This is a genomic window from Pseudarthrobacter sp. BRE9 (assembly GCF_031844305.1).
GTDB lineage: Bacteria > Actinomycetota > Actinomycetes > Actinomycetales > Micrococcaceae > Arthrobacter.
The window spans coordinates 134369-160265 of the sequence record NZ_JAUZUY010000006.1 but is presented as its reverse complement, the minus strand read 5'-3'; the positions used below and the strand labels follow the sequence as shown (position 1 = coordinate 160265).

18 protein-coding genes are annotated in these 25897 nt (G+C 66.9%); 7 read left to right on the top strand and 11 right to left on the bottom strand.

Annotated elements, in window-relative coordinates; translation table 11 throughout:
- The first annotated feature begins 81 nt into the window (after positions 1 to 81).
- A complete protein-coding gene (locus tag Q9R31_RS13055; protein ID WP_311263151.1) occupies positions 82 to 1491 on the top strand; it encodes an MFS transporter in 1410 nt (469 codons plus the stop codon).
- A 54-nt stretch (positions 1492 to 1545) separates the two neighbouring features.
- Here the strand turns inward: Q9R31_RS13055 and Q9R31_RS13050 are convergent, their stop codons facing one another.
- The 6 genes from Q9R31_RS13050 to Q9R31_RS13025 all read right to left on the bottom strand — a co-directional run bounded on the left by Q9R31_RS13050 (position 1546) and on the right by Q9R31_RS13025 (position 8590).
- Positions 1546 to 2277: a glutamine amidotransferase gene (locus tag Q9R31_RS13050; protein WP_311263150.1), complete on the bottom strand. Its 732-nt coding sequence runs from the start codon at positions 2275 to 2277 to the stop codon at positions 1546 to 1548.
- 43 nt (positions 2278 to 2320) lie between these two features.
- Positions 2321 to 2758, bottom strand: a complete 438-nt coding sequence (locus Q9R31_RS13045) for a nuclear transport factor 2 family protein (protein WP_311263149.1) — start codon at positions 2756 to 2758, stop codon at positions 2321 to 2323.
- Positions 2759 to 2776: 18 nt separating this feature from the next.
- Complete coding sequence (locus Q9R31_RS13040) at positions 2777 to 4588, bottom strand: acetyl/propionyl/methylcrotonyl-CoA carboxylase subunit alpha (protein WP_397428244.1); 1812 nt, start codon at positions 4586 to 4588, stop codon at positions 2777 to 2779.
- Positions 4589 to 4717: 129 nt separating this feature from the next.
- On the bottom strand, positions 4718 to 5362 hold the full coding sequence (locus Q9R31_RS13035) for a nucleoside triphosphate pyrophosphatase (protein WP_311263148.1): 645 nt from the start codon (positions 5360 to 5362) through the stop codon (positions 4718 to 4720).
- 9 nt (positions 5363 to 5371) lie between these two features.
- A complete protein-coding gene (locus tag Q9R31_RS13030) occupies positions 5372 to 7894 on the bottom strand; it encodes an MMPL family transporter (RefSeq protein WP_311263147.1) in 2523 nt (840 codons plus the stop codon).
- Positions 7895 to 7912: 18 nt separating this feature from the next.
- A complete protein-coding gene (locus Q9R31_RS13025) occupies positions 7913 to 8590 on the bottom strand; it encodes a TetR/AcrR family transcriptional regulator (protein ID WP_311263146.1) in 678 nt (225 codons plus the stop codon).
- A 164-nt stretch (positions 8591 to 8754) separates the two neighbouring features.
- On the opposite strand from Q9R31_RS13025, the gene Q9R31_RS13020 reads away from it, so the two are divergent.
- Positions 8755 to 9318 (top strand): hypothetical protein, encoded by a 564-nt coding sequence (locus tag Q9R31_RS13020; RefSeq protein WP_311263145.1) that lies wholly within the window; start codon positions 8755 to 8757, stop codon positions 9316 to 9318.
- A 95-nt stretch (positions 9319 to 9413) separates the two neighbouring features.
- On the opposite strand, the gene Q9R31_RS13015 is transcribed toward Q9R31_RS13020, so the two are convergent.
- From Q9R31_RS13015 to Q9R31_RS12995, 5 genes are all read right to left on the bottom strand, one after another.
- On the bottom strand, positions 9414 to 10862 hold the full coding sequence (locus Q9R31_RS13015) for a dicarboxylate/amino acid:cation symporter (RefSeq protein ID WP_311263144.1): 1449 nt from the start codon (positions 10860 to 10862) through the stop codon (positions 9414 to 9416).
- Between the two features lie 118 nt (positions 10863 to 10980).
- Entirely contained in the window at positions 10981 to 11832 is an 852-nt protein-coding gene (locus Q9R31_RS13010; protein WP_311263143.1) for a phosphatase PAP2 family protein, read from the bottom strand.
- Between the two features lie 136 nt (positions 11833 to 11968).
- Positions 11969 to 13654, bottom strand: coding sequence for a DUF885 domain-containing protein (locus Q9R31_RS13005; protein WP_311263142.1), 1686 nt, complete (start codon positions 13652 to 13654; stop codon positions 11969 to 11971).
- Positions 13655 to 13749: 95 nt separating this feature from the next.
- A complete protein-coding gene (locus Q9R31_RS13000) occupies positions 13750 to 13971 on the bottom strand; it encodes an acyl-CoA carboxylase subunit epsilon (RefSeq protein WP_311263141.1) in 222 nt (73 codons plus the stop codon).
- Between the two features lie 65 nt (positions 13972 to 14036).
- Entirely contained in the window at positions 14037 to 15620 is a 1584-nt protein-coding gene (locus Q9R31_RS12995; RefSeq protein ID WP_311263140.1) for an acyl-CoA carboxylase subunit beta, read from the bottom strand.
- Positions 15621 to 15836: 216 nt separating this feature from the next.
- Here Q9R31_RS12995 and Q9R31_RS12990 point away from each other — a divergent pair, with 216 nt between their 5' ends.
- The 5 genes from Q9R31_RS12990 (at position 15837) to Q9R31_RS12970 (ending at position 25894) form a co-directional block, all read left to right on the top strand.
- Positions 15837 to 16724, top strand: coding sequence for an NAD(P)-dependent oxidoreductase (locus Q9R31_RS12990; protein ID WP_311263139.1), 888 nt, complete (start codon positions 15837 to 15839; stop codon positions 16722 to 16724).
- 49 nt (positions 16725 to 16773) lie between these two features.
- Positions 16774 to 17682 (top strand): biotin--[acetyl-CoA-carboxylase] ligase, encoded by a 909-nt coding sequence (locus tag Q9R31_RS12985; RefSeq protein ID WP_311263138.1) that lies wholly within the window; start codon positions 16774 to 16776, stop codon positions 17680 to 17682.
- Positions 17675 to 18283, top strand: a complete 609-nt coding sequence (locus tag Q9R31_RS12980; RefSeq protein WP_311263137.1) for a PH domain-containing protein — start codon at positions 17675 to 17677, stop codon at positions 18281 to 18283. The genes Q9R31_RS12985 and Q9R31_RS12980 overlap by 8 nt, the downstream gene beginning before the upstream one ends.
- Entirely contained in the window at positions 18273 to 19484 is a 1212-nt protein-coding gene (locus Q9R31_RS12975) for an adenylate/guanylate cyclase domain-containing protein (RefSeq protein ID WP_311263136.1), read from the top strand. The genes Q9R31_RS12980 and Q9R31_RS12975 overlap by 11 nt, the downstream gene beginning before the upstream one ends.
- Before the next feature lie 287 nt (positions 19485 to 19771).
- On the top strand, positions 19772 to 25894 hold the full coding sequence (locus Q9R31_RS12970) for an Ig-like domain-containing protein (RefSeq protein ID WP_311263135.1): 6123 nt from the start codon (positions 19772 to 19774) through the stop codon (positions 25892 to 25894).
- Positions 25895 to 25897 lie beyond the last annotated feature (3 nt).

Sequence of the window (25897 nt, the reverse complement as noted above, 5' to 3'; positions counted from 1 at the left end):
CGAAGTAAGATCAGACTCTAACTATTCGAGCCGGGAGGCAGCCCTGCCTGCGCCCGGCCGGTCTCACGAAAGCGTTTACCTATGTCATCCACCGATACCACCACGGTGCCTGGTCCGCACCAGCCGGTGAACTCCCGCGGCCGCGTCATCGTGGCCAGCCTGATCGGCACCACCGTGGAGTTCTACGACTTCTACGTCTACGCCACGGCCGCCGTGCTCGTCTTCCCGAAGCTCTTCTTCCCGGGCGCGAATGAAACCACCCAGCTGCTGAGTTCCTTCGCCGTGTTTGGCGTGGCCTTCATCGCCCGCCCGCTCGGCTCCATCGTCTTCGGGCACTTCGGCGACAAATTCGGCCGCAAGGGCACGCTGGTGGCTTCGCTGCTGACCATGGGTATCGCCACGTTCCTCATCGGCTGCCTCCCCACCGCGCTGGTCCCGGGCTGGGAATTCTGGGCGCCGGCCCTGCTGGTGGTCATGCGCTTCGCCCAGGGCCTTGCGCTCGGCGGTGAGTGGAGCGGGGCCGCGCTGCTGGCCACCGAGAACGCCCCAGCCAACAAGCGCGCCATTTACGGCACCTTCCCGCAGCTGGGCGCCCCGATCGGCTTCATCATCGCCAACGTCATCTTCCTGGTGGCGAGCTACACCCTGGCGCCGGAGGCTTTCCAGGCGTGGGGCTGGCGCGTGCCGTTCCTGCTCAGCGCCGTCATGGTGATCCTTGGCCTCTACGTCCGGCTCAAGCTGATCGAAACCCCCGCCTTCACCAAGGTGGTGGAATCCAAGGAGGTCGCCAAGCTGCCGCTGGGCCGCGTCTTCAAGAACAGCTGGCGCCAGCTGATCCTGGGCACGTTCATCATGCTGGCCACGTACGTGCTCTTCTACCTGATGACCACGTTCACGCTGACCTACGGCACCAAGCCGACCCTCGAGGGTGCCAAGGCCGCTGCCGAAAAGGCCGGCAAGCCGATGACCGAAGCCGCTGCTGCCGCCTTTGTTCCCGGCCTTGGCTACACCCGCAACGACTTCCTCTGGATGCTGATTGCCGGCGTCGTCTTCTTCGGCATCTTCACCCTGGTCTCCGGACCCCTGGCCGAGAAGTACGGCCGCCGCAAGATGCTCCTGGCCGTCACCGCGGGCATCTTCGTGTTCGGCCTGCTGTTCGTTCCGTTGTTCAGCGGCGGCTTCGTGGGCACCATGGGCCTGCTGATCATCGGCTTCTCGCTGATGGGCCTCACTTTCGGGCCCATGGGAGCGCTGCTGCCGGAGCTGTTCCCCACCAACGTCCGGTACACCGGCTCGGCCATCAGCTACAACTTCTCCAGCATCCTGGGCGCGGCCGTGGCACCGTTCATCGCCGTGGCCCTGTGGGAAGCGGCCAAGGGCAGCCCCGTCCTGGTGGGCGTCTACCTGACGGCAATGGCCGTGCTCACCCTGATTGCGCTGTTCCTCACCCGGGAAACCCGCGACCTGGACTACGAGAACAACGTGGCCTGACTCTTTGAGCACAATGCCCGGCGCGCCCTTCCGGCCCGCCGGGCATTTTCATGCTCAGCGGGCGTAGCGCGCCACGAAGTTCTTCAGCACCCTCATGGGCTCGGTGACTGTGACCTTGCGGGCCGCCGCCATCAGCTCTTCTGCGGATTCGGGCGGAAAGTAGCCGGCGTGCCGGTAGATATCGATCCGCGTCACCAGGCCGTCGGGGTCCAGTTCGGGATGGAACTGGGTGGCGTAAAGATTGGTCTTGATGCGGAACATGTGGACCGGGCAGGTGGCGGCCCGCGCCAGCAGCACCGCATGCGCGGGCAACGAACTGACGGCCTCCTTGTGGCCGGTCAGGGCCGTGAACGTGCGGGGCATGCCCTGCAGCAGCGGGTCCTGCAGCCCGGCCTCGGTCAGCTCGATCTCCACGGCGCCCAAGGGCTCGCCATAGGTCCGGTCGATGACCGCGCCCTGGTGCCTGCCCAGCGTCCCCACCCCGTAGCACGCACCCAGGAACGGGAAGTCGCGGGCCACCAGCTGGTCCAGGAGGGCGGACAATTCCCGCTCCACCCGGTGCTGCACCAGGCTCTTGTGCTCCGGCGGGTCGCTGGAGGTGAACGGGCTGCCGCCCACGATGACGCCGGAGAACTCCGAAAGATCCAGCGCGGGCAGGGGAGCGGCCTCAAGCCTGACCCTGCGCAGATCCCGTTCCTCAAGGCCGCCGAACCTCAGGTAGGCGGCGTATTCGTCCTCCGCGGCGGCGTTTTCCGCGCGGGAGGCGAGGAGCAGGAAAGGCAGCATGAGCTAAGTCTGCATCCTGCCGGCGCCGCCTGCCAGCACCGGCTCAGCCTGCGGGCTGGGTCAGTGACCGGCGCGACTGCGGCCGGGCTGCGGGGTCGGCGTGGCGGTGCACCAGCTTCCAGTAGCCTTCCTCGCGGCGGAAGATGCTGGTCACGCGCAGCGCGAACTCCTCGGTGGCGGCCGCCCCGTCCAGCCGAGCGCGGAAGTGCTCGGTCTCCAGCAGGTAGGCGGTGTCGCGGGCGGTGTAGGAGGTGACGGTGTCGAAGCCCAGCATCTCGCCGTCGCGGAACTGCCGTGCGGCCTGGTCCAGCCGGGCCTCCACCTGCGCCCAGCCGCGGGCTATGCCGCCGAACGGGTTGGCCAGGGTGACGTCGTCAAGGCGGGAGTAGAGCTCCTTGATCGCGGCAGGGTTTCCCCGGGTGATCTCGGGAACCGCCTGGTGGTAGCGGTCCACTTCTTCCTGGAAGCTTGGTGCGAGCATGGCTGCCTGGACCGCCTTCTAGTCTTCGATGGTGGCGATGATGGCGCCCGCGGACACCGTTTCGCCCGCCGTAGCCGTCAAACCGGTGATGGTGCCGGACCGGTGGGCGGTGAGGGGCTGCTCCATCTTCATGGCCTCGAGGACCACCACCAGGTCACCTTCGGACACAACGTCCCCGTGTGATACGGCCACCTTCACGATGGTGCCCTGCATGGGGGAGGTGAGGGCGTTGCCGGTGGCAGCCGCGGGACCGGCGGAGCGGGACCGCTTCTTGGACTTGCCCGGCTTGCCGGCGGCGGCTGCTGCGGTGCCCGGCGTGCCCAGGGATGCGGGGAGGACCACCTCGAGCCGCTTGCCGCCCACCTCGACCACCACGCGCTGGCGGTCCTCGGCGGTGCCGTCCGTGTCGGCCGCTGCGTCCGGGGTCCACGCGGGAAGGTTGTTGGTGAATTCGGTTTCGATCCAGCGCGTGTGGACCGTGAACGGGCCCTCGGCGGGTGCGAAAGCAGGGTCGGACACTACTGCGAGGTCAAACGGGATGACCGTGGGGATGCCCTCAACCACCATCTCCTCCAGGGCACGGCGGGCACGCTGCAGGGCCTGCGGCCGGCTGGCCCCGGTGATGATCAGCTTGGACAGCATGGAGTCGAAGTTCCCGCTGATGATGTCGCCCTGTTCCACCCCGGAATCCACGCGCACACCCGGGCCGGTGGGGTTCTTCAGGACGCGGAGTGTGCCCGGGGCGGGCAGGAAGTTGCGTCCCGGGTCCTCGCCGGTGATGCGGAATTCGATGGAGTGCCCGCGCACTTCGGGATCGCCGTAGCCCAGTTCCTCGCCCCGGGCCAGCCGGAACTGCTCGCGGACCAGGTCGATGCCGGTGACTTCCTCGGAGACGCAGTGCTCCACCTGCAGGCGGGTGTTGACTTCCAGGAAGGAGATGGTGCCGTCCTGGCCCACCAGGAACTCGCAGGTTCCGGCGCCGAGGTAGCCGGCCTCCTTCAGGATGGCCTTGGAGGATTCGTACAGGCGCCGGTTCTGGTCCTCGGTGAGGAACGGTGCCGGGGCTTCCTCCACGAGTTTCTGGTTGCGCCGCTGGAGGGAGCAATCGCGGGTGGACACCACGACGACGTTGCCGTGCGCGTCGGCCAGGCACTGGGTTTCCACGTGCCGCGGGGCGTCCAGGAAGCGTTCGATGAAGCATTCGCCCCGGCCGAACGCGGCCGTGGCCTCACGGACGGCGGATTCGTAGAGTTCGGGGATTTCTTCCCGGGTGCGGGCCACCTTGATGCCGCGTCCGCCGCCGCCGAAGGCGGCCTTGATGGCAACGGGCAGGCCGTGCCGGTCCACGAAGTCCAGGACTTCGTCCGCGGATTCGACGGGGTCAGCGGTGCCGGGGACCAGGGGGGCGCCGACTTTTTCGGCGATGTGCCGGGCCTGGACCTTGTCGCCCAAGGCGGAGATCGCCTCGGGGGAGGGGCCGATCCAGGTGATGCCGGCTTCGATCACGCGGGCGGCGAACTGGGCATTTTCGGCCAGGAAGCCGTAGCCGGGGTGGATGGCGTCGGCGCCGGACTGGCGGGCGGCGTCGATGATCTTGTCCATGACCAGGTAGGACTCTGCGGCGGTGGTGCCGCCCAGGGCATACGCCTCGTCAGCCAGCCGGACGTGAAGGGCGTCCCGGTCCGGATCTGCGTAGACGGCCACGGAGGCAATGCCCTCGTCCCGGGCCGCCCGGATGATGCGCACGGCGATTTCGCCGCGGTTGGCGATCAGCACCTTTGTGAGGCTCGGCTGCGTGGTACCTGCGGACTGCTCCAAATTTGCTGACAAGGCGTCTCCTTCTTTCCTTCAGGGAGCCTAGCGCGGTTTTGGAGGTTCCGCCGATATTACTTGCGGAATCCGCGTGTAAACCGGCCTTCCTTTGTAGGGAAGCTACAAGCAGTGCGGAAAGGGAGCGTTTTACCGCGGCGGCCAGAGGTCCGTGATGCGCACGTTGGCGGACGCGAGCAGGCCGCGCAGGGTGGAGATGGAAAGGCCGACGACGGCGTGCGGGTCGCCGTCGACCTTCCGGATGAAGGCCCCGCCCAGGCCGTCGATAGTGAAGGATCCGGCGCAGTGGAGGGGTTCACCGGTGGCAATGTAGGCGTCGATCTCTGCCGGGTCCATCTCGAGGAAGGAAACCTCGGCTGAGGCGACCGCCCCCACCGTGGCGCCCGAGCCGCGGCCGCCGCTGCCGTCGTCGTCCGTGTCCCTGCAGTCCACCAGCCAGTGCCCCGTGTGCAGCACGCCGGCGCTGCCGCTCATCCGGAGCATCCGCCCGCGGGCGACATCGGCGGTGTATGGCTTGCCGTGCGCCTCGCCGTCGAACTCGAAGACCGAGTCGCAGCCCAGCACCAGGGCGCCGTCCGCCTCGGGCAGCGCCGCCACGGCCTCGGCCTTGGCGCGGGCCAGCAGCAGCGCGGTGTCGTGCGGGTCCGTGACGCCGTAGTGCGCCTGCACCGCCGCCTCGTCGACGTCCGAGACCAGCACGGTGTGCCGGATGCCGGCCTCGGCCAGGAGCTTGGTGCGGGCGGGGGACTGGGAGGCGAGAATCAGATGGAGCACCGCTTCAGCCTAATGGACCAGCTCGCCGGAGACGGGTGCTGCCTGGCCGCGGTTGAGCTTGGCGCCCTCGACGTCCACATCCGGCAGGATCCGGTCCAGCCACCGCGGCAGCCACCAGGACTTCTCGCCCAGCAGGTACATCACGGCCGGGACGATGGTCATGCGGACCACGAAGGCGTCGAACAGCACACCGAACGCCATCGCAAAGCCGAGCGGCCGGACCATGGTGAGGTGGCTGAAGATGAAGCCGGAGAACACGCTGACCATGATGATCGCGGCGGCGGTGACCACGGCGGCGGCGTGACGGAAGCCGACCCTGACCGCCTCCTTCGCGGACGATCCGTGCATGTACGCCTCACGCATGCCGGAGGCGATGAACACCTGGTAGTCCATGGCCAGGCCGAACAGCACGCCGATCAGGATGATGGGCAGGAAGCTGAGCACGGCGCCGGGGTTGGCCACGTCGAAGATGTTCCCCAGCCAGCCCCACTGGTACACGGCAACCACGGCACCGAAGGCGGCAGACAGGGACAGCAGGAAGCCGCCCGTGGCCAGCAGCGGAACCACGATGGAACGGAACACCAGCAGCAGGAGGACCAGGGAAAGTCCGACGACGATCGCCAGGTAGGGCGGCAGGGCGGCACCGAGCTTGGTGGAGACGTCCACGTTGCCGGCGGTCTGCCCGGTCAGGCCCATGGCCACGCCATAGTCCGACCGGATGTCACCGTTCAACCCGCGCAGTTGGGACACGACCTGCACGGTGCTGGCGCTGGCCGGGCCTTCCTTGGGGATGACCTGGAACACGGCGGTCCGCCGGTCCTCGCTGAGCGCCACGGGCACGGCAGCCACCACGTTGTCCACGGCGCGGAGCTTGTCCGCGATGTCGTACTGCAGCTTCTGCGCCTGGGCCTCGTCCAGGTTCGCAGGGAATTCGCCAACGGCCACGATGGGTCCCGTCACGCCTTCCCCGAAGCTGCGGGCGGTCAGGTCGTAGGCCTGGTAGGCCTCGGACTCCACGGGCTCGGAGCCGCCGTCGGGAAGGGCCAACTGCAGCTGGGTGGCGGGAAGGGCCAGGGTGCCGAGCAGGAGGACACCGGCAATCAAGGCCACCCAGGGGTGCCGCGTGACCAGGCCGCCCCACCCGCGGGTGCTGCGCTCGCGGTCGGTGGCGATGTCGGCCGCTTCATGTCCCGGTTCGGCGTTGTGCGCTTCCGACCTGGCCCAGGCACGCCTGGAGATGATGCGCCGGCCGATCAGGGACAGCATGGCGGGAGTCAGGGTGATGGCCACGAGGACCGCCACTGCCACGGTTCCCGCTGCCGCAAGGCCCATGACGGTGAGGAACGGCAGCCCGGGAACCACCAGGGCGGCAAGGGCGATGATCACGGTCAGGCCGGCGAAAACCACCGCGTTGCCGGACGTGCCGTTGGCCCGGGCAACGGACTCTTCCGCGTCCATGCCGGCAAGGAGCTGGGTGCGGTGCCGGTTGACGATGAACAGGGAGTAGTCGATGCCGACGGCGAGGCCAAGCATGAGGGCCAGCATGGGGGAGATGGAGCTCATGTCGAACAGGCCGGAGAGTGCGAAGGTGATGCCAACGCCCACGCCGACGCCGATGACGGCCATCAGCAGCGGCAGCCCGGCGGCGATCAGCGTGCCCAGCATAAGGATGAGCACCAGCGCCGCAACGGCGATGCCCACGATTTCCGCGGTGCCGAACAGGGCTGAGATGTCCTCGGTAATCTCTTTACTCGCCAGCGCCGTGACGCCGGCAGCGGAGGTTTCGTGGGCGATCTCCTGCACCTGCTTGCGCACGGCCGGGGACAGCCCGTTGATGGAGGTCTTGAACTGCACCTGTGCCACCGCTGCCTTGTTGTCTTCCGACACGAAGCGGATGGCCGAGGCTGCCTGGGCCTGGCGTTTGCCCTGGTCCAGCTTGGCCTTGCTGGCCGCCAGTTCCCGGGTGCCGGCGTCGAGCGTGGCCTGGCCCTGGGCCAGCGCCGCCTTCTGCTGGCCCAGCTGCGCTTCAATCAGTGCTGCCGGCGCCCCGGCTGCGGTCAGCTGCTGCTCAGCTGCCGCCAGCTGTGCCTTGCCGGCGTCAAGCTGTGCCCGGGACGCGTCGAGCTGCGCCTGGCCGGCCGCCAGCTGCTGTTCGCCGTCGGTGATGGCCTTGCCGGCCTGCTCCACCTGCGCCTGGGTGGCGAAAGGGTCCACCGTGCCACGGACCTCGGGGAGCGTCTGAAGCTTCTTCAGCGCATCCGTCACGGCCGCCCGGCTCCCGGCCGTGAAACCGCCGTCCGGAGCTTCGAAAACGATCGTTGCACTGCCGCCGGAGGCCGAGGGCAGCTCCTGCTTGAGCTTGTCCGCGATCCGCTGGGTTTCGGTGCCGGGAATCTGGAAGTTGTTGGACAGGGTGCCGTGGAATGCTGCAGCGGAGCCGCCCACGGCCACCAGCACGGCCAGCCACAGCGAGATGACCAGCCAGCGCCGGCGGTAGGAGAACGTGCCGAGGCGGTAGAGGAGGAGTGCCATGCGGGTGAACCGATCTGATCAGGAGGAACGGGTGGCGGATGGTGGGGCAGGGGTGTTGAAGCCGGTGGCCAGCAGGGCCATGGCGTCGATGAGCAGCTGGCGGAGCTCGGCCAGGGAAGCGGGTGTCAGGTCCGGGCCGCGGCGGTTGAACCAGACCTCCATGGCGGCTTTTCCGCAGGAGATGATGGAGCCGGCCAGGGCGTGGACGTACAGCTCGTCCTGCCCGCCGGGCGTGCCGGCGAGGCGTTCGCGGGCGACCGTGAAGACCTGCGCCCGGCAGTGGTCCCACGCCTCGAGTTCGGTGTGCGACATCAGCGGGCTTTGCTGGGTCAGCGTGAACAGTTCCGCCAGCGGGGCCACGGCTTTGGGATCGGCAAGGGCCACCAACGCGGCCTGGGCGGACTCCAGCATGGGCTCGTCCGCCGGCCGGAGGCGCAGCTGGATGATCGCTTTGTCCAGGAAGCCGTGGACGATGGACGCCAGGGCGGCGTCCGTGCTGCTGAAGTAGTTGAAGAAGGTACGCCGCGAGATTCCTGCGGCGTCGGCGATGTCCTCCACCGTGAAGTTGCCGGGGCCCTTGGAGCGCAGGAGTTCCAGTGCGGCGTCGGTGATCGCCTGGCGCGTGGCGGCCTTGTTGAGCTCGCGCCGGGAAGGAGGCGCCGGCTCGTCGTCATGCTGCGGGAGGAGATCTGTCACATGCTTACACTATGTGCAAGTTTGCACTCTATGCAACTTATTTTCACAGGAGAACGAAAGGTTCCCGACAGCCTTTCCTGAAGCTGTGCCCCGAAGCTTGGTATGTGCCGCTAAGAGGCACATCAACCGCAGCCGTCAGGCGACGGCGAATCAGGAGACAAGAGATGACACGCACGAAGAAGATGACCCTGGGCCTGTCAGCCGCCGCGCTGGCGCTTGGTGCCGGAATCGGCGTTGCCGGCATGGCCTCAGCGACCACCACCACGCCCACCCCCACACCCAGCGCAAGCTCCAGCGCCCCCGCTGACGGAAGCACAGGCACCGCCCCGGACGGCATGGGCCGGCACGGCGGCCGCGGGGGCCACGGCATGGTGCAGGCTTCCGCCCTCGCTGCCAAACTTGGCGTGGACGAAACCAAAGTGAGCGACGCGCTGAAGGCCATCCGTGACGCCAATAAGCCCGCCACTCCGCCCGCCGACGGCCAGAAGCCGGACCCTGCCGCCCGGGAGGCAGCACTGGCCAAGTCCCTCGCCGAATCATTGGGCATTGATGAAGCGAAGGTGACCGCGGCGCTCCAGGAGATTCGCAGCGACGAACAGTCCGAACATGCGGCCGAGCTCAAGTCCCGCCTGGACAAGGCTGTAGCGGATGGAAAACTGACCCAGGCCGAAGCTGACGCCGTGACCAAGGCCGTCCAGAACGGCGTGATTGGCGGCGGCAGGCGCTGACCAGGCGCCGGGACAGAAGGACCTGCACCCAAAAATAAAGGAAGTCTCCAGGACGGGTTCCTGGAGACTTCCTTTTTGTCTTTTGGACGAGGCTTTTACGCCTTGGCATCCTGCAGTTCGCGGGGTGCGGTGTCTGCGGTGATGCCGTCGGTGGCGGTTTCGCCGGCGGCAGCATCGGCGTCGCTGTCATCCACGAACGGGGTGCCGTTGCGGGGAGCGTTGTACAGCGACTCATCCAGGATGCCCTGGCGCTTGGCCACGATGGTGGGGACCAGGGCCTGGCCGGCCACGTTCACGGCGGTGCGGCCCATGTCCAGGATGGGGTCGATGGCCAACAGGAGTCCGACGCCGGCCAGCGGCAGCCCCAGCGTGGAGAGCGTCAGGGTGAGCATCACCACGGCACCGGTGGTGCCCGCGGTTGCCGCGGAGCCGAGGACGGAGACCAGGGCGATCAGCAGGTACTGGCTGAAGTCCAGGTGGATGCCGAAGAACTGGGCTACGAAGATTGCCGAGATTGCCGGGTAGATCGCGGCGCAGCCGTCCATCTTGGTGGTGGCGCCCAGCGGCACGGCGAACGAGGCGTAGGCGCGGGGGACACCCAGGCTGCGTTCGGTCACGCGCTGGGTCAGCGGCAGGGTTCCCACGGAGGAGCGGGACACGAAGGCCAGCTGGACGGCCGGCCATACACCGGAGAAGTACTGCTTGACGGACAGGCCGTGGCTGCGGACCAGGACGGGGTAGACCACGAACAGCACCAGGACCAGGCCTGCGTAGATGGCCACCGTGAACTTGCCGAGCGAGCCGATGGTGTCCCAGCCGTAGACGGCGACGGCGTTGCCGATCAGGCCGACAGTGCCCAGCGGTGCGATGCGGATGATCCACCAGAGGACCTTCTGGATCACGGCAAGGGCAGAGGCGTTGAGGTTCAGGAAGGGTTCCGCGGCCTTGCCGACCTTGAGCGCGGCGACGCCCACGGCGATGGCGATCACGAGGATCTGCAGGACGTTGAAGCTGATCGAGGTGGTGACGGCTCCGGAATCACCGACGGTGGAGCTGGCACCCAGGCCCAGGAAGTTCTTGGGGAAGAGGCCCACGAGGAAGGCCCACCAGTCACCGGACTTGCCGGTGTACTTGGCATCCCCGCTGATGCCGGTGTTGGCGCCCGGCTGCAGCAGCACGCCCAGGCCGATGCCGATCAGCACGGCGATCAGGGACGTGATGGCGAACCACAGCAGCGTGTTCCATGCCAGCCTGGCGGCGTTGGACACCTGGCGCAGGTTGGAGATGGAGCTGACGACGGCGGTGAAGATCAGCGGGACCACGGCGGTCTGCAGCAGGGACACATAGCTTGAGCCGATGGTCTGCAGCGTGGCGCCGAGGGCGTTGGGGTTGGTCTTGGTGCTGCCGGTGTATTTTGCCAGCAGGCCGAGGCCCAGGCCGACGATGAGGGCGGCGATGATCTGGAAGCCGAACGAGCCCGCCCACTTGGGCAGCTGGAATCCGGTCTTCCCTGCGGGGGAGGGGGTGCTTGTCTGAGTGCTCACCAGAACAAGCTAGACCCACGCCCCATATCACGTCGAAAGAATATTGAGAAATATTACGCCGCTTCCGAAGAGGCCGGAGCGTGAAATCCCGAGAAATAAAGGCGGGCGGCGGTGTTTGTTACTTATTCCCGGCCGGGGTGTGGTTAATGTCTCGCGCCGCGTGGTACTTCCGCACCGTCAGGTAGAGGCGGTGCGCGGTAATCACGACCGCCAGCCAGGCGGCACCCAGGGCCCAGGCGGCCAGGACATCGGTGAGCCAATGGTGGCCCAGGAAGACCCTGCTGAGGCCAATCGCAACAGCGAAGAGGGCCGCGGCTGCCCCTGCGAGGATGCGGGCCCGATTCGAGTGAAGCCGCAGGATGATGAGATAGGCGACGATCCCTGCAATCACCACCGCGTTCAGCGAATGTCCGCTGGGGAAAGACGCGGAGTGCTCGTAGGGTGGCACGGCGTCGCTGAGGTCCGGGCGGGTGCGTCCCACCAGGCGCTTCCCGGCGATGGTCATCAGCAGCGATCCCAGGCCCGCCGTGATGATCAGGATGACGGGAGTCCAGGAGCGGCGCCGGAGGGCGAGGACCGCCATGATGATGATGGCCAGGACCGGCATGCCGACGGTCCCGCCGACATCCGTAAAGGCGGTGACGGCCACATCCAGCGCGGGGGTGCGGAGGTCCTTGCTGGCTGCCAAAACCGGATGGTCGAGTCCGGCCACCCCATCGGCTGCCACCACCGCTTCATAGACCTCACTGAAGGCCGCGGTCAAGGCAGCGGAAATCACTGCGCCCACCAGCAGGGTCAGGATCAGTGCACCGTGCGGGCCCAGTACTTGGCTGATGCGGCGGACCGCACCAACCAGGCTCCGGCCTGCCCGGCTGTCCCAACGGGTGAGGTCCTTGCCCCCAACGGACGTGTCCTGGCGCAGTTCACCCCGCACTCCGGTCCCGGCCGGTGACCCTTGGAAGTCATTCAATGCGGTCTCCCCGTTCCTTTGGCAATACGCACCACGGCTGGCTCTACGCGGCGCAGCACAATTAGTAAGCAAGCTTATTGATTGCTGTGCGCCCTGTCCACCAAAGGGGGCAGGAGCCGGCCGGAGAGTATGCGGGCTAGGTGAGAAGTGCCCTGCGAAGGGTATCGAGTCCAACGGAGCCGATGTTGAGGGCCTTGGTGTGGAACTTTTTGAGGTCGAATCCGGGCCGGGCTTCGAGTTCGGCGCGGATCTGTTCCCAGAGGCGCTGGCCTACTTTGTAGGAGGGGGCCTGGCCGGGCCAGCCGAGGTAGCGGGTGAACTCGAAGTTGAGCTGCCCTTCGCTGATGGGCAGGTTTTCCTTGAGGAAGCCGTAGCCCTTGTCGGCGGTCCAGGTCCCGGACCCCCAGCGTTGGGGCATCTCGAGTTCGAGGTGCACGCCGATGTCGAAGACCACGCGGGCGGCACGCATGCGCTGCATGTCCAGCATGCCCAGGTGGTCGCCGGGATCGTTGAGGTAGCCCAGTTCCTGCATGAGCTTCTCCGCATAGAGCGCCCAGCCTTCACCGTGGCCGGAGGTCCAGCAGACGTTCCGGCGCCACTTGTTCAGAAGTTCGCGGCGGTAGGTTGCGGTGGCCACTTGGAGGTGGTGGCCGGGAACGCCCTCGTGGTACACGGTGGTGGTTTCGGCCCAGGTAGTAAAGGTGTCCTCGCCGGCGGGGACGGACCACCACATGCGGCCGGGGCGGCTGAAGTCGTCGGACGGACCGGTGTAGTAGATGCCGCCTTCATCGGTGGGGGCGATCCGGCATTCGAGTTTCTTCATGACGTCCGGGATGTCGAAATGGACCCCGGCGAGTTCGGCAACGGCTTTGTCGGAAAGGTCCTGCATCCATGCGCGGAGCGCCTCGGTGCCTTTGAGCTGGCGTGCGGGGTCGTTGTTGAGGATGTCCTTGGCCTCGGCGACGGTGGCGCCTGCTTTGATGCTGCCCGCAACGCGTTCCTGCTCCGCGATGAGGCGGTCGAGTTCCCCGACGCCCCACGCGTACGTTTCCTCCAGGTCCACTTCCGCCCCCAGGAAGGAGCGGGAAGCCAGGGCATAGCGTGCCCTGCCCACTGCGTCTTTCTCGGGCGCGGCCGGGAGCAGTTCGGTGCGCAGGAACTCTGCCAGCCGGGTGTAGGCACCCCGGGCGGCGTCAGCGCCGGCGTCGAGCCTCTCCTGCGGCGCAGCGGGCAGTGGCCCGCCGGTGGTGGCGGCTCCGGCTGCCAGCTTGGCGAAGAAACCGTCCGGGGCGGCGTATTTGGCCACCTGTTCGATGACGATCCGCACCTGGCGGGCCGCGGCCACCCTGCCGGAGTCCCTGGCCATGCGGAGGGACTCGATGTAGCCGCTGATGGCGCCCGGCACGTTGTGGGCGCGCCCCGCGATGTGCTCCCAGTCCTGTTCGGTGTCGGTGGGCATGAGGTCGAAGATGGCCCTGATGTCCTGGGCCGGGGAGGCGATGTTGTTCAAGTCCGCGTATTCCCAACCGGAGGCGTGGATCAGCAGTTGCAGGCCCAGCCGTTCCCGCATGGCGTCCAGGGTGACGGCGTCCACGTCGTCTTCCGGCTCCAGGTCCTCCAGGGCAACCAGGGCTTCCCGTGCCGCCTCTGCGAATCCGGCAATGCCGGCAGGTGAGAAATCCTGGTACTCCGTTTCATGCCCGGGCAGGCCAAGGGTGGTGGCGAACGTCGGGTTGAGCCTGATCAGAGTGTCCGTGTAGTTGTCCGCGACGGCGTCGATCCGGGTATGCGGGCGCGCGGCGGGTGCAGTGTCTGTAGTCACATCACGAGACTAGTGGCCCGGACCGTGTGAAAGCTTGGGCCCACGCCGCCGAGGGACCCAAGTCGAGCGAAGCGAGATTTGGGAGGCGGTGGGGATCAGCCGCGGCTTCGTTTCCAGGCGCCGGGACCGGGCGTGGGGTCCAGCTTGAGCTGCTGCCGGCGCACCCAGTGCCGCACGGACGGTTTGTCTGCGCGTGCAGGTTCGGCGCTGCCGAGGGAAAGGACGACGGCGGTCAGCGCAGCCAGCTCCTCGGCCGTCGGCTGGCCCTTAACAACAGACAGCAGCGGTGCGGCGGGTGCCTCGGCGGCCTCAACCATCGGATCAGGGCCTACGCCCGCAGGGTTCCCTGGCTGAGCTTGCGAAGTTAGGGGGCGGGTGGGGATCACAGCGGGATGTTCCCATGCTTCTTGGCGGGGAGGCTGGCGCGCTTGTCGCGCAGGGCCCGCAGTCCCTTGATGATCTGGATGCGGGTGTCCGAGGGGGCGATGACAGCATCCACGTAGCCCAGCTCGGCTGCCTGGTAGGGGTTGAGGAGTTCTTCCTCGTACTGGCGGATCACCTCGGCGCGGCGCGCCTCAACGTCGCCGCCGTCCTGGGCGACGGCGGCGAGATCGCGCCGGTAGAGGATGTTCACCGCGCCCTGCGCGCCCATGACACCGATCTGGGCCGTGGGCCAGGCCAGGTTCAGGTCGGCGCCAAGCTTCTTGGAGCCCATCACGATGTACGCGCCGCCGTAGGCCTTGCGGGTGATGACGGTGAGCTTGGGGACGGTGGCCTCGGCGTAGGCGTAGAGGAGCTTGGCGCCGCGGCGGATGATGCCCTGGAACTCCTGGTCCTTGCCGGGGAGGAACCCGGGGACGTCCACCAGGGTGATGATGGGAATGTTGAAGGCGTCGCAGTGCCGCACGAACCGGGCGGCCTTCTCCGAGGCGGCGATGTCCAGGGTGCCGGCGAACTGGAGGGGCTGGTTGGCCACGATGCCCACCGTGTGGCCCTCCACCCGGCCGTAGCCGATCATGACGTTGGGGGCGTACAGCGCCTGCATCTCCAGGAAGTGCCCGTCGTCCACGACCTGTTCGACGACGGCACGCATGTCGTAGGGCTGGTTGGCCGAATCCGGGACCAGCGTGTCCAGGGCAAGGTCGTCGTCGTCGATCTCCAACTCCTGCTGGTGCCCCAGCACCGGTGCTTCGGAGAGGTTGTTGGAGGGCAGGAAGTCCAGCAGTTCCCGCACGAACTCGATGGCATCTGTTTCATCCGAGGCCAGGTAGGCGGAGGTTCCGGTGGTGGCGTTGTGCTGCCGGGCGCCGCCCAGGGTCTCCATGTCCACGTCCTCGCCCGTGACGGTCTTGATGACGTCGGGGCCGGTGATGAACATGTGCGAAGTCTTGTCCACCATCACCACGTAGTCGGTGAGGGCGGGGGAGTAGGCGGCACCGCCGGCGGACGGGCCCATGATCAGGGAGATCTGCGGCACCACGCCGCTGGCGTGGACGTTGTTGCGGAAGATGTCCGCGAACATTGCCAGTGAGGCCACGCCTTCCTGGATGCGGGCGCCGCCGCCGTCCAGGATGCCGACGACGGGGCAGCCGTTGCGGAGCGCGAATTCCTGGACCTTGACGATTTTTTCGCCGTTGACCTGGCTCAGCGATCCGCCGTAGACGGTGAAGTCCTGGCTATACACCGCCACCAGCCGGCCGTCCACGGTGCCGTAGCCGGAGACCAGGCCGTCGCCCAGGGGCTTCTTCTTCTCCATGCCGAAGGCGGTGGAGCGGTGCACCGCCAGGGCATCGAATTCAACAAACGAGTCTTCGTCCAGCAGCAGGGCAATGCGCTCGCGGGCCGTGTTCTTGCCGCGGGCATGCTGCTTTTCGATGGCTTCGGGGCCGGAGGGCTGTTCGGCGCGCGCCTGGCGGTCGCGGAAATCGGCAATCTTTCCCGCTGTCGTTGTCAGATCGTGGCTCATCAAGTGTCTCCGGCTCTGTAGCAGGTCAGTTCTGTTGGCTGGCGGGGCCGTGCTGTCCGGAGCTTTAAGTAGCATCCACACAAAAGACGAACCCTGCTGGCAAGTCTAATGACGCTGTGGACGCCCGCAGCTGTAGGGAACCTACAATTTTCTGCCGTTCCAGCAACCTCTCCACAATGTTACTCACCGGTAACTTACTTGGGTTACAGTGTTCCCATGACTTCAAGCGACGATGCTTTGCACGTTCCCGAAAGCCCCTACCGGGCGGCAGGTTCCCTGGCGGGCAAGACCATCCTGATCTCCGGCGGCAGCCGCGGAATCGGGCTGGCCATTGCCACGAGGGCGGCCCGGGATGGCGCCAATATCGTGCTCCTGGCCAAGACGGGGGAGCCGCATCCCAAACTGGCGGGCACCGTGTTCACCGCGGCCGGGGAGCTCGTGAAGGCCGGCGGCCAGGCGCTGCCGCTGGTGGGCGACGTGCGCCGGGACGAAGACGTGGCTGGCGCCGTGGCCGCAGCCGTTGAGCGGTTCGGCGGTATCGATATCGTCATCAACAACGCCTCCGCCATCGACCTCTCCACCACGGACGCCGTGGACATGAAAAAGTACGACCTGATGCAGGACATCAACGTCCGCGGCTCCTTCCTGTTGTCCAAGCTGGCGCTCCCGGCGCTCCGGAAATCGGAACAGGGGCACATCCTCACGCTCTCACCACCGCTGAACCTCGACCCCTTCTGGGCCGGAAAGCACCTTGCGTACACCATGGCCAAATACGGGATGAGCCTGACCACGCTGGGGCTGGCGGAGGAACTGAAGGCTGACGGCATCAGGGTCAACTCACTGTGGCCGTGCACCCTGATTGACACTGCTGCCATCCGGAACATGCCCCACGGCGAAACCATGGTGCTGGCCGCGCGTGGCCCGCAAATCATGGCGGACGCAGCCCATGCCATCCTGACCGGCAGCAACCTTGCCGCCGGCGGGCCGCCGTCGGGCAATTTCTATACGGACGAGCAGGTGCTGGCGGCAGCGGGGGTAACCGATTTCCGCCCGTACAGCCTCGGAGCGCCGGAGGACCGCCTCGTAGCGGACATCTTCCTGTAGGGCGGGAACGGGCGCGGGCTGGCACAGGTTGGCTCTGTAGGATTTAGCTATGGATGACGCACACACCCCCGGTACGCCCCTGAACCGGAGGGACCTGGCGGATGAGCGCTTCCTGTCCGCCACCGGCATCCCCCGGCTTGACGTGGTGGACTCCACCGGCTCCACCAACGCGGACCTCCTGCGCGGCGTCACCCTGGAACCGTCAGCGTGGCCGGACCTCTCCGTGCTGACCGCCGAGTACCAGACTGCCGCCAGGGGACGGCTGGACAGGCGCTGGGAAGCGCCGCCGCTGAGCTCGGTCTCCGTGTCCGTGGTGCTCCGCCCGGTCAACGCGGAGGGCAGGCCCTTGCCCACCCAGAGCTACTCCTGGTTGTCCCTCATCGCGGCCCTCGCGCTGCGTGAAACCCTGCTGGAAACGGCCGGCATTCCGGCCGAACTCAAGTGGCCCAACGACGTCCTGGTGCGCGGCAGGAAGATCGCCGGCATCCTGGCCCAGCTGGGCCCGATGGTTGACGGCAACGTGCCTCCCGTCATCCTGGGGACCGGCCTGAACGTTACGTTGCGCGAAACCGAACTTCCGGTTCCCACAGCCACCTCCGTGGCCCTGGAGGATGCCCGCACTACCGACCGCACCGCACTGCTGAAGAGCTACCTGACCAACTTTGCGGTCCTGTACCGCAGTTTCTGCAACGCCGACGGCGACCCCGCGGCCGGGATGGCGGGCGGGCCATCCCTGCACAAGAGGGTGGAAGCCGTGATGGTCACCTTGGGCAAGCAGGTGCGGGCGCAGCTGCCCGGTGACCACGAAATCATTGGACACGCCTCCCGCCTGGATGACTACGGCTCCCTATTAGTGGTTGATCGTGACTCGCGGGAGCACGTGGTCACCGCCGGAGACGTCGTGCACCTGCGGCCCTGGACGGCACCGGATGCACCCAGCCAAGGCGGTTATGCGTAAAACCCTCTTTCCCGGGGAGCAGGTCATCGTCACTACCCGTCCCCAGCCCAGGAAGCTGGCCGGGGCCGCCGTGGCCTTCGTGCTGGCGCCGGCGTTGGCGGCCTACGCCAGCGCCTGGATTATCCGCGGCGGGGCGGCCCGCATGGCGCCCGCCCTTGGCCGCCAGTGGACGCCGTGGCTCGTCACCGCCTGCGTCGTCGCGGCTGCGGCTGTATGGCTGGGCTACTGCCTGCCCCGCCTGCTCCGCTGGCAGGGCACCCGCTACACGCTCACCAGCCAGCGGATGGTGGCCCGCTACGGGCTGCTGAACCGGCGGGACCAGCAGGTGAACCTGGCATCGGTGCGTAACCTGACGGTCCACGAATCCTTGCTGCAGCGTTTGGTGCGTTCGGGGAATATATCCTTGGAAACCGGGTACCAGGGCGTGGTGACCTTTCGCGACGTGCCTGAGGTGGCCAGGTTCCGCGACTTTATCCTCGACGCCATCGGGGAACTGCCGGATGAAGGCCCGGATGACCGCGCGGCCCAGCCGGGCACAACGCATTACCCCGCCGGTGCTTTTCCGGAGGACATGAGAGAAGGTGGACGGGATGACCGATGAGGACCAGCAGGAACGCGTCGACAGCATCGCCCCTGCCACCGCCGCCTTTGAACCTGCTGCTGCAGCCGCCGGGGTGAACGCTGCAGGCGACGCCGCGCCCGAACGGGAGCCGGCCGATCCTGGGCCGTCCGTGGACCGGCATCCGCCCACCGGTGCAATGTCCGCCGAACGGCTGGCCATGAAGGCCCTCGAGGCACGCCTCCTGGGCGGGGAACGCAAGCTCCGACGTCGTGAAGTTGCCGCCGGTGCGGGACTCTCCCTGCTCTCTGCCCGCAAGCTCTGGCGTGCCCTTGGGTTCCCGAATTTCGGTGACGAGGACGTCGCCTTCACCGAACGCGACCAGGCTGCCCTGTCCACCGTGGTGGACCTGGTCCGCGCCGGAAAGCTCACGGAAGAAGCAGCCATCTCGGTGACCCGCTCCATCGGGCAGATGACCGACCGCATGGTGGTCTGGCAGATCGAAGCCCTGGTGGAGGACATGGTGCACGAGCAGGGCGTCACCGATGCCGTGGCCCGCAAACGCCTGGTCAACGAACTTCCCGCACTGGTGGACGCCCTCGAAGAGGTGCTGGTGTATTCCTGGCGGCGCCAGCTCAACGCAGGCGTCCAGCGTCTGGCGGTGCGCGCCGAGGCCGGGCTGCAGGCCAGCGAGGAAGGCCGGGAAGGCGATGAGGACGACGCTCCGCTGCCCCTGGCCCGCGCCGTGGGCTTTGCGGACCTGGTCTCCTACACCAGCCTGTCCCGCCGGATGAACGAAAAGACGCTCGCCCGGCTGGTCCAGCGCTTCGAAAACAAGTGCGCCGAAATCATCTCCGTGGGCGGTGGCCGGTTGGTCAAGACCGTGGGCGACGAAGTCCTCTACATCGCCGAAACCCCGGCGGCCGGTGCTGAGATTTCCTTGGCGCTGGCCGAGGCCTTCACCGAGGACGAGATCCTTCCCGAAGCGCGTGTGGCGATGGTGTGGGGAAGGATCCTCTCCCGCCTTGGCGACATCTATGGCCCCACTGTTAACCTGGCAGCCCGCCTGACCACCCTTGCGGACCCCGGTACGGTGCTGGTGGACTCCATGACCGCCTCGGCGCTGGAGCATGACGAGCGCTTCGTCATGATTCCCCAGGCCCCGGAAAACGTCCGCGGCTTCGGTGAAATCAACCCGGTCCGCCTCACCCGTGGCCGCGGCAAGGGCCTGGTCCTGGACTAGGGACTCCTGGCACCCGCGCCGCCCCAGGGCGGCGGCCGCACTCGGCGCGGTGGTTTATCCACTTGTTGGTGAATTGACGGTACTCTTGTGGTGCCCGGCTTCTGCGCATGCTGTGGTGACGGGAACGGGATGGGATCCGGGGAGCCCAGCATCCGGGTACGCGGGAAGTTCTCCCCATCGCGGCAGTCTCCGCCACTCGGTAGGCTTGCGCCGGGGAAAAGAGAGCCTTGCAGCGGTCTCTGCAACGGCTGCCTTACGGCTACACAATCTGAGGGAAAAATAACGCTGTGACAACTCTGCTGGGGAAGCTTGGGCTGGATAGGCGACGCAGGAAACTCGCGTCCGGTACTGCGTTTGGTGCTGTGGTGGCTGTAGTGGTGACGGGTGCTGTGTTGTATCCGGGGTTTAAGACCACCGAGGTGGAGTTGAACGACGGTGGCGTGTGGGTGGTGTCCAAGTCGAAGAACGCGGTGGGCCGGTTGAATTATCCGTCGCGGGTTTTGGATGGTGCGGTGACGCCGGCGTCCACCACGTTCGATGTGTTGCAGCATGCCGGTGAGGTGTTTGTTGATGATGAGACTGGTTCGACGTTGAACCAGGTGTCTCCGGCGAATATGCGTTTGGGTGGGGATAAGCAGTTGCCCGGCGCCGCTGATGTGAGTTTTGGTGCGCGCACCATTTCGGTGACTGACCCTGCGTCGGGAAAGGTGTGGGCGGTGTCGCCGTCCACCGTGAATGGTTTTGACAAGGAAGCCTCGGAACCGGTGCTGGTGGGTTCTGCCGGCATTGTCTCGGCGGTGGGCTCCGATGACCGGATCTATTCGGCGGACCCGAAGACCGGTGTGGTGTCCGTGACCGGGGTGGATGCGAACGGTGCGGTGGCGTCCTCGGAGTCCGAGACGTGGGACGGGCTGAAGGGCGCCGGGGATCTGCAGATGACCGTAGTGGGGGACCGGCCGGTGGTCCTGGACCCCGCGGCGGGAAACCTGTTCCTTCCGGGCGGCAAGCGGTTGGCGCTGGAGAACGCGCGGGATGCGAAGCTGCAGCAGGCCGGGCCGGGCAGTGATGTTGTTGCCGTGGCCACGCGGAAGGCGTTGTTGAAGCAGCCCCTTGACGGTTCCACCGCGAAGACGGTTTCGTTCGACGGCGAGGGTGTTCCGGCTGCCCCGGTGCAGTTGGGTGGGTGTGTGCACGCGGCATGGTCCGGGGCGAACAAGTACGTCCGGGATTGCGTCAATGACGGGGACGATAAGAAGGTGGACGTACCCAAGGCGAGTGCGTCGCCGTCGTATGTTTTCCGGGTGAACCGGGACCTGGTGGTCCTCAACGATGTGAACTCCGGGAACGTGTGGCTGGTGAACCAGAACATGCAGCTGGTCAACAACTGGGACGACGTCATCCCACCTAAAAACCAATCCGATGACCAGGACCAGGAATCGGCGGACAACAACACCATCAACATCCTCCCGGACCGGACCAAGCCCAACCGGCCGCCGGAAACCAAGCCCGACGCCGTCGGGGTCCGCCCCGGCCGCACCACCATCCTCAGCGTCCTGGACAACGACTCGGACCCCGACGGCGACGTGCTCACCGCAGCGGTGGGGGACTCCGGACCCAAGTCCGGCAGCCTGGAAAGCATCTACGGCGGCACGGCGTTCCAGGTCACCGTCCCGGCCGAGGCCAAACCCGGCACTGAGACCTTCAACTACAGCGCCTCCGACGGCCGCGGCCTGTCCGCCACCGGCCAGGTCACGCTCAGCGTGGTGGGACCTGACGAAAACAAACCGCCAAAGTTCAAGCGCGGCGAAGACACCACCATGCTGGTGGAACAGGGCAAGGCCGTCAGCCAGAACATCCTCACCGACTGGATCGACCCCGACGGCGACGACCTGGTCCTGCTGGACGCGAAAGCCGACAACGACCAGGACCAGGTCAAGGTCCGGCGCGACGGCCTGCTCACCTTCCAGGACTCCGGCGCAACCGCCGGCAAGAAAAACGTCCAGGTCACCATCTGGGACGGCCGTGCGACCGTCACCGGCAAGGTGGTGGTCAACGTGCAGCCGCCCGGCGCCCTGGCGCCCGTGGTCAACGCCGACCACGTCACCGCCGTCGTGGGCCAGGACCTGGTCATCTCCCCGCTGAAGAACGACGTCGATCCCAACGGAGGCGCCCTCCGCCTGGCCCAGGTGGAAGCCAACGGCCCCGCCGAACTCGGCCCGGTTACCGACGGTGGAACCTTTACCTTCCGCAGCACCACCCCCGGGCCGGTCTACCTGACGTACATTGCCAGCAACGGGCCGCAGAGTAGCCAGGGCCTCATCCGCGTGGACGTCGAATCCGGCAACGACGGCGGGGATCCCGTGGCAGTGCATGACGTGGCCCTGATGCCCACCGGCGGAAGCGTCCTGCTGGACCCCCTGGCCAACGACTCCGACCCCTCCGGCGGCGTCCTGGTACTCCAGTCCGTCAAACTCCCTGACAACGCCACCGTATCCGTCAGCGTGATCAACCACAGCGTCCTGCGGATCAGCGACATCCTGGGGACCAAGGACCCCATCCTGTTCGAATACACCATGTCCAACGGCAGGAAGTCGGCCACCGGCAGCGTATCCGTGGTCCCCGTCCCCGCCCCGGCGGTGGTGGAAGCCCCGCAGCCCAAACCCGACGAAGTCAATGTCCGCGTCAACGACGTTGTCACCATCCCGGTCCTGGACAACGACACCCATCCCCAGGGGCAGGAACTGACCGTGGACCCCGTCCTGCCGCAGGCCGTGGATCCTGCCGACGGCAAGAGCTTCGTCTCCGAGAACACGCTCCGCTTCATCGCAGGCGCCCAGCCCAAGACCGTGCGCGCCATCTACAACGCGGTGGATCCACAGGGCCAGAAAAGCGCGGCCGCCGTCACCATCCACATTCTTCCGCTGGAGGGCGCGGAGAATTCCCGGCCCCAGCCGCGCAACCTGACCGCCCGGGTGGTGGCCGCCGGCACCGTCCGGATTCCCGTGCCCCTCGACGGCATCGATCCCGACGGCGACTCCGTGCAGCTGACCGGCATCGACAGCACCCCTGCGATGGGAACGGCCACGGTGGGCAGCAACTTCATCGACTTCACCGCCGCTGGGGATGGTACCGGTACGGACACGTTCCGCTACAAAGTGGTGGACCGCCAGGGTGCCATCAACACGGGCACCGTGACGGTGGGCATCGCACCGCGCGGCGAGACCAACCAGAAGCCCACCCCGGTGGATGACGAGGTCCGGGTGCGTCCCGGCCGGCAGATCGCCGTCGACGCGACCGCCAACGATACCGATCCCGACGGCGACCGCATCCGGATCCTCACCGACGGCATCGAGGCCGACCCTGCACTGCAGGCCACCGTCAGCAGGAACAGCGGCCGCGTCATCCTCCTGGCCCCCAACGAGGCCGGAACCGTCAACGTCCGCTACACCGTCGTCGACGACCGGGACGCCGCCGCCCAGGCCACCATCCGCCTGGTGGTGGACAATGACGTGCCCCTCAAGGCGCCGGTTGCCCGCGACGACAGGGTGACGTCAGCGCAGGCCATGGGAAAGACGGCCGTGGATGTTCCCGTCCTCAAGAACGACGAGGACCCGGACGGCGTGGGCGAGAACCTGAAGATCAGCACCGAAACCCCCACGGCGCGGCCCGGCGGCAACGGGAACATGCTGGTTGACCTGGCCGAACAGCCCCAGCTCATCCCCTACACTGTGGAAGACGTGGACGGCCAGCAGTCCACCGCCATCATCTGGGTGCCTGGCCTGGGGCAGCAGGTTCCCACCCTCGCCAAGGACGAGGTCCTTGAAGTGGTGGCTGGCCAGTCCGTCGACGTCGACCTGAAAGAGTGGGTCGAGGTGCGGGAAGGCAGGTCGCCGCGGCTCACCCAGGTGGACCGGATCAAGCTCATTGGTGCCGACGGCGGCGACCCGGTCACGCGCGACGGCGCCGGCCTGAAATACACGGCAGGTGCCGGCTACGTGGGGCCGGGATCGCTGACGTTCGAGGTGACCGACGGCACCGGCCCGGACGATCCCGCCGGCCTGAAGTCCACACTCAGCATCCGCACCAAGGTGCTCCCGGACCCCAACAAGAACAACGCGCCTGAGCTGCTGGGCGCCGCCGTGGACGTTCCCAAAGGTGACTCGGCAAGTACTGACCTGGGCAAGCTGACCTCGGATCCCGACCAGGACGACGTCGGGAAAATGAAGTACCAACTGGTGGGCGACCCGCCCGGCGGCTTCAGCGCACGGATCGAAGGCAAGACCCTGAAGGTTTCCGCGGCGGATTCCACGGCCACCGGAACCAGGACCGCCGTGCAGGTCAAGGCCACAGACCCCCGCGGCCTCGAAGCCACCGCCACCTACCAGCTCACGGTGACCGCCTCGAACCGGCCCAAGCCGGTGGCCAACGACGACCTGGAACCCAACGCCGCCGCCGGCAAGCCTCTGACCATCAACGTATTGGCAAACGACGCCAACCCGTTCCCGGAAACACCGCTGAAGATCATTGCGGCCAACACCGAAACGGGCAGCGGCAATGTGGGCGTCAACGGCGACTCGGTAACGGTTACGCCTGCTCCCGGCTTCACCGGGACCATGGTGGTGGCCTACACGGTGGAGGACAAGACAGGTGATCCCTCCCGCCACGCGACAGCACGGCTACGGCTGACCGTCAAGGACGAACCTGCAGCACCCACCACGCCGCAGGCACAAAGTGTGGGTGATCAAACCGCTTTGCTCAATTGGTCCGCACCGGCAGACCGCGGCTCGCCCATCACCAAATACACGGTGTACGGGGAGGGCGGCTTCCGGCAGGACTGCCCCGCCAACACCTGCACGTTGAACGGCCTGACCAACAACACCACGTACCACTTCCAGGTGACGGCCACCAACGAGTTCGGTGAGTCGGACCGGTCGCCGGCGTCTGCCGACATCCGGCCTGACGTGAAGCCGGATACTCCGCTGGCGCCGTCGCTGAAGTTCGGCGACAAGCAACTGGCCGTCAACTGGACCGCTCCGGCCAGCAAGGGCTCCCCGGTGAAGTCCTACGACCTCGAGATCTCCCCGGCGCCCGCCGGCCAGAACGCCCAGATCCAGGGACTGACGGCCGTCAGTTACGTCTGGAAGGGCCTCCAGAACGGCGTCTCCTACAAGGTCCGGGTCCTGGCCCGTAACGACGCCAAGGACCCGTCCGAGTGGAGCCCGTATTCGGCGGCGGAAGTACCGGCCGGCGTCCCCGCGACTCCTGCCGCGCCCAGCGTGGCCCAGGCAACCCCGGTGGGTTCGCAGAGCCAGTTGCGTGTGGTGTGGACCGCGCCCAACAACAACGGTGATGCCGTGTCGTCGTACACGCTCACTACGCTGCGCGGCGGGGCGCCGGTCGCCAGCCAGCAGGTTGCGGCCACCTCGCAGAACGTGACGGTGGACAACTCCGAGTCGAGCTACACCTTCACGGTGTCAGCCACGAACAAGGCTGGTACGAGCGCAACCAGTGCACCGTCGGCTGCAACCCGGGCGGTGGGTAAACCTGGAACCGTTGGACAGCCAAGCGCAACCCTGGTGGATACCAACGCCAACGGCGGCAAGATCGACGTGCGGTTCCCGGTTTTGACGGACGCCCAGCGGAACGGCTCAGCGCCCACTGAGATCACCTACCGTTACAGCCTCACGTCAGGAGATGGCTCGGGCAGCATCCCTGCCGGCGGCGGCGTGGTTGCGGCGCCCAACGGTACCCAGACATCAGTCGTGGTGTGGGCTGTATCGTCCCGCAGCACTACCGCCGGCGACGCAAGCACACCTTCCAACGCCGTCAACCCTTACGGCCTCGCTTTTGCTCCGACAGTCACCGGCAGCAGCAGCAGCGGTGTTGGCGACAAGACGGTGTCGTGGACGTGGAACCAGCCAAGCGGCAACGGCCGGGCGGTGACTGGGTACCAGTACAGCCTGGACAACGGTCCGTGGCAGGACACCCAGCAGCGGAGCTTCTCGAAGAGTGTTGGCTACAGCGAAACCCACAAGCTTGAGGTGCGTGCCATCAGTGCCGGGCAGCCGGGCCGGATTGGCAGCGACACCTCCCGCAGCGGCGCGGAGCCGCCGCCCCCGGTACCAACGTCCTGGAGTATCACGGCGACCCCGGTTCGAAGCTGCACGGAACCGGGCTACGGAACCGACAGCTTCCGTGCCGGCAATCCGTCCGATTGCGTGGGCGGCGGCAAATGGATGCCGGCGAACCAGCCCGCCAATTCGGACTTCTACGTGGTCTGGTACAAGACGAACGAGAACCCCTCAGGCATTTGGTACCACCTCACCAGTGGCGCTGCCGCCGGGAACTACGTCCGAAGCGACACAACCAACCATCCCGGGAACCCGCCTGCCGGGATGCCCAAGCGCTAATCC

Bases quoted from the DNA above. Each gene is read 5' to 3' on its own strand.
- Q9R31_RS12995 (WP_311263140.1), bottom strand. From the start codon at position 15,620: ATGAGCCACGATCTGACAACGACAGCGGGAAAGATTGCCGATTTCCGC.
- Q9R31_RS13045 (WP_311263149.1), bottom strand. From the start codon at position 2,758: ATGCTCGCACCAAGCTTCCAGGAAGAAGTGGACCGCTACCACCAGGCG.
- Q9R31_RS12975 (WP_311263136.1), top strand. From the start codon at position 18,273: ATGACCGATGAGGACCAGCAGGAACGCGTCGACAGCATCGCCCCTGCC.
- Q9R31_RS13030 (WP_311263147.1), bottom strand. From the start codon at position 7,894: ATGGCACTCCTCCTCTACCGCCTCGGCACGTTCTCCTACCGCCGGCGC.
- Q9R31_RS13000 (WP_311263141.1), bottom strand. From the start codon at position 13,971: ATGGTTGAGGCCGCCGAGGCACCCGCCGCACCGCTGCTGTCTGTTGTT.
- Q9R31_RS13055 (WP_311263151.1), top strand. From the start codon at position 82: ATGTCATCCACCGATACCACCACGGTGCCTGGTCCGCACCAGCCGGTG.
- Q9R31_RS13020 (WP_311263145.1), top strand. From the start codon at position 8,755: ATGACACGCACGAAGAAGATGACCCTGGGCCTGTCAGCCGCCGCGCTG.
- Q9R31_RS12990 (WP_311263139.1), top strand. From the start codon at position 15,837: ATGACTTCAAGCGACGATGCTTTGCACGTTCCCGAAAGCCCCTACCGG.
- Q9R31_RS12985 (WP_311263138.1), top strand. From the start codon at position 16,774: ATGGATGACGCACACACCCCCGGTACGCCCCTGAACCGGAGGGACCTG.
- Q9R31_RS12980 (WP_311263137.1), top strand. From the start codon at position 17,675: ATGCGTAAAACCCTCTTTCCCGGGGAGCAGGTCATCGTCACTACCCGT.
- Q9R31_RS13050 (WP_311263150.1), bottom strand. From the start codon at position 2,277: ATGCTGCCTTTCCTGCTCCTCGCCTCCCGCGCGGAAAACGCCGCCGCG.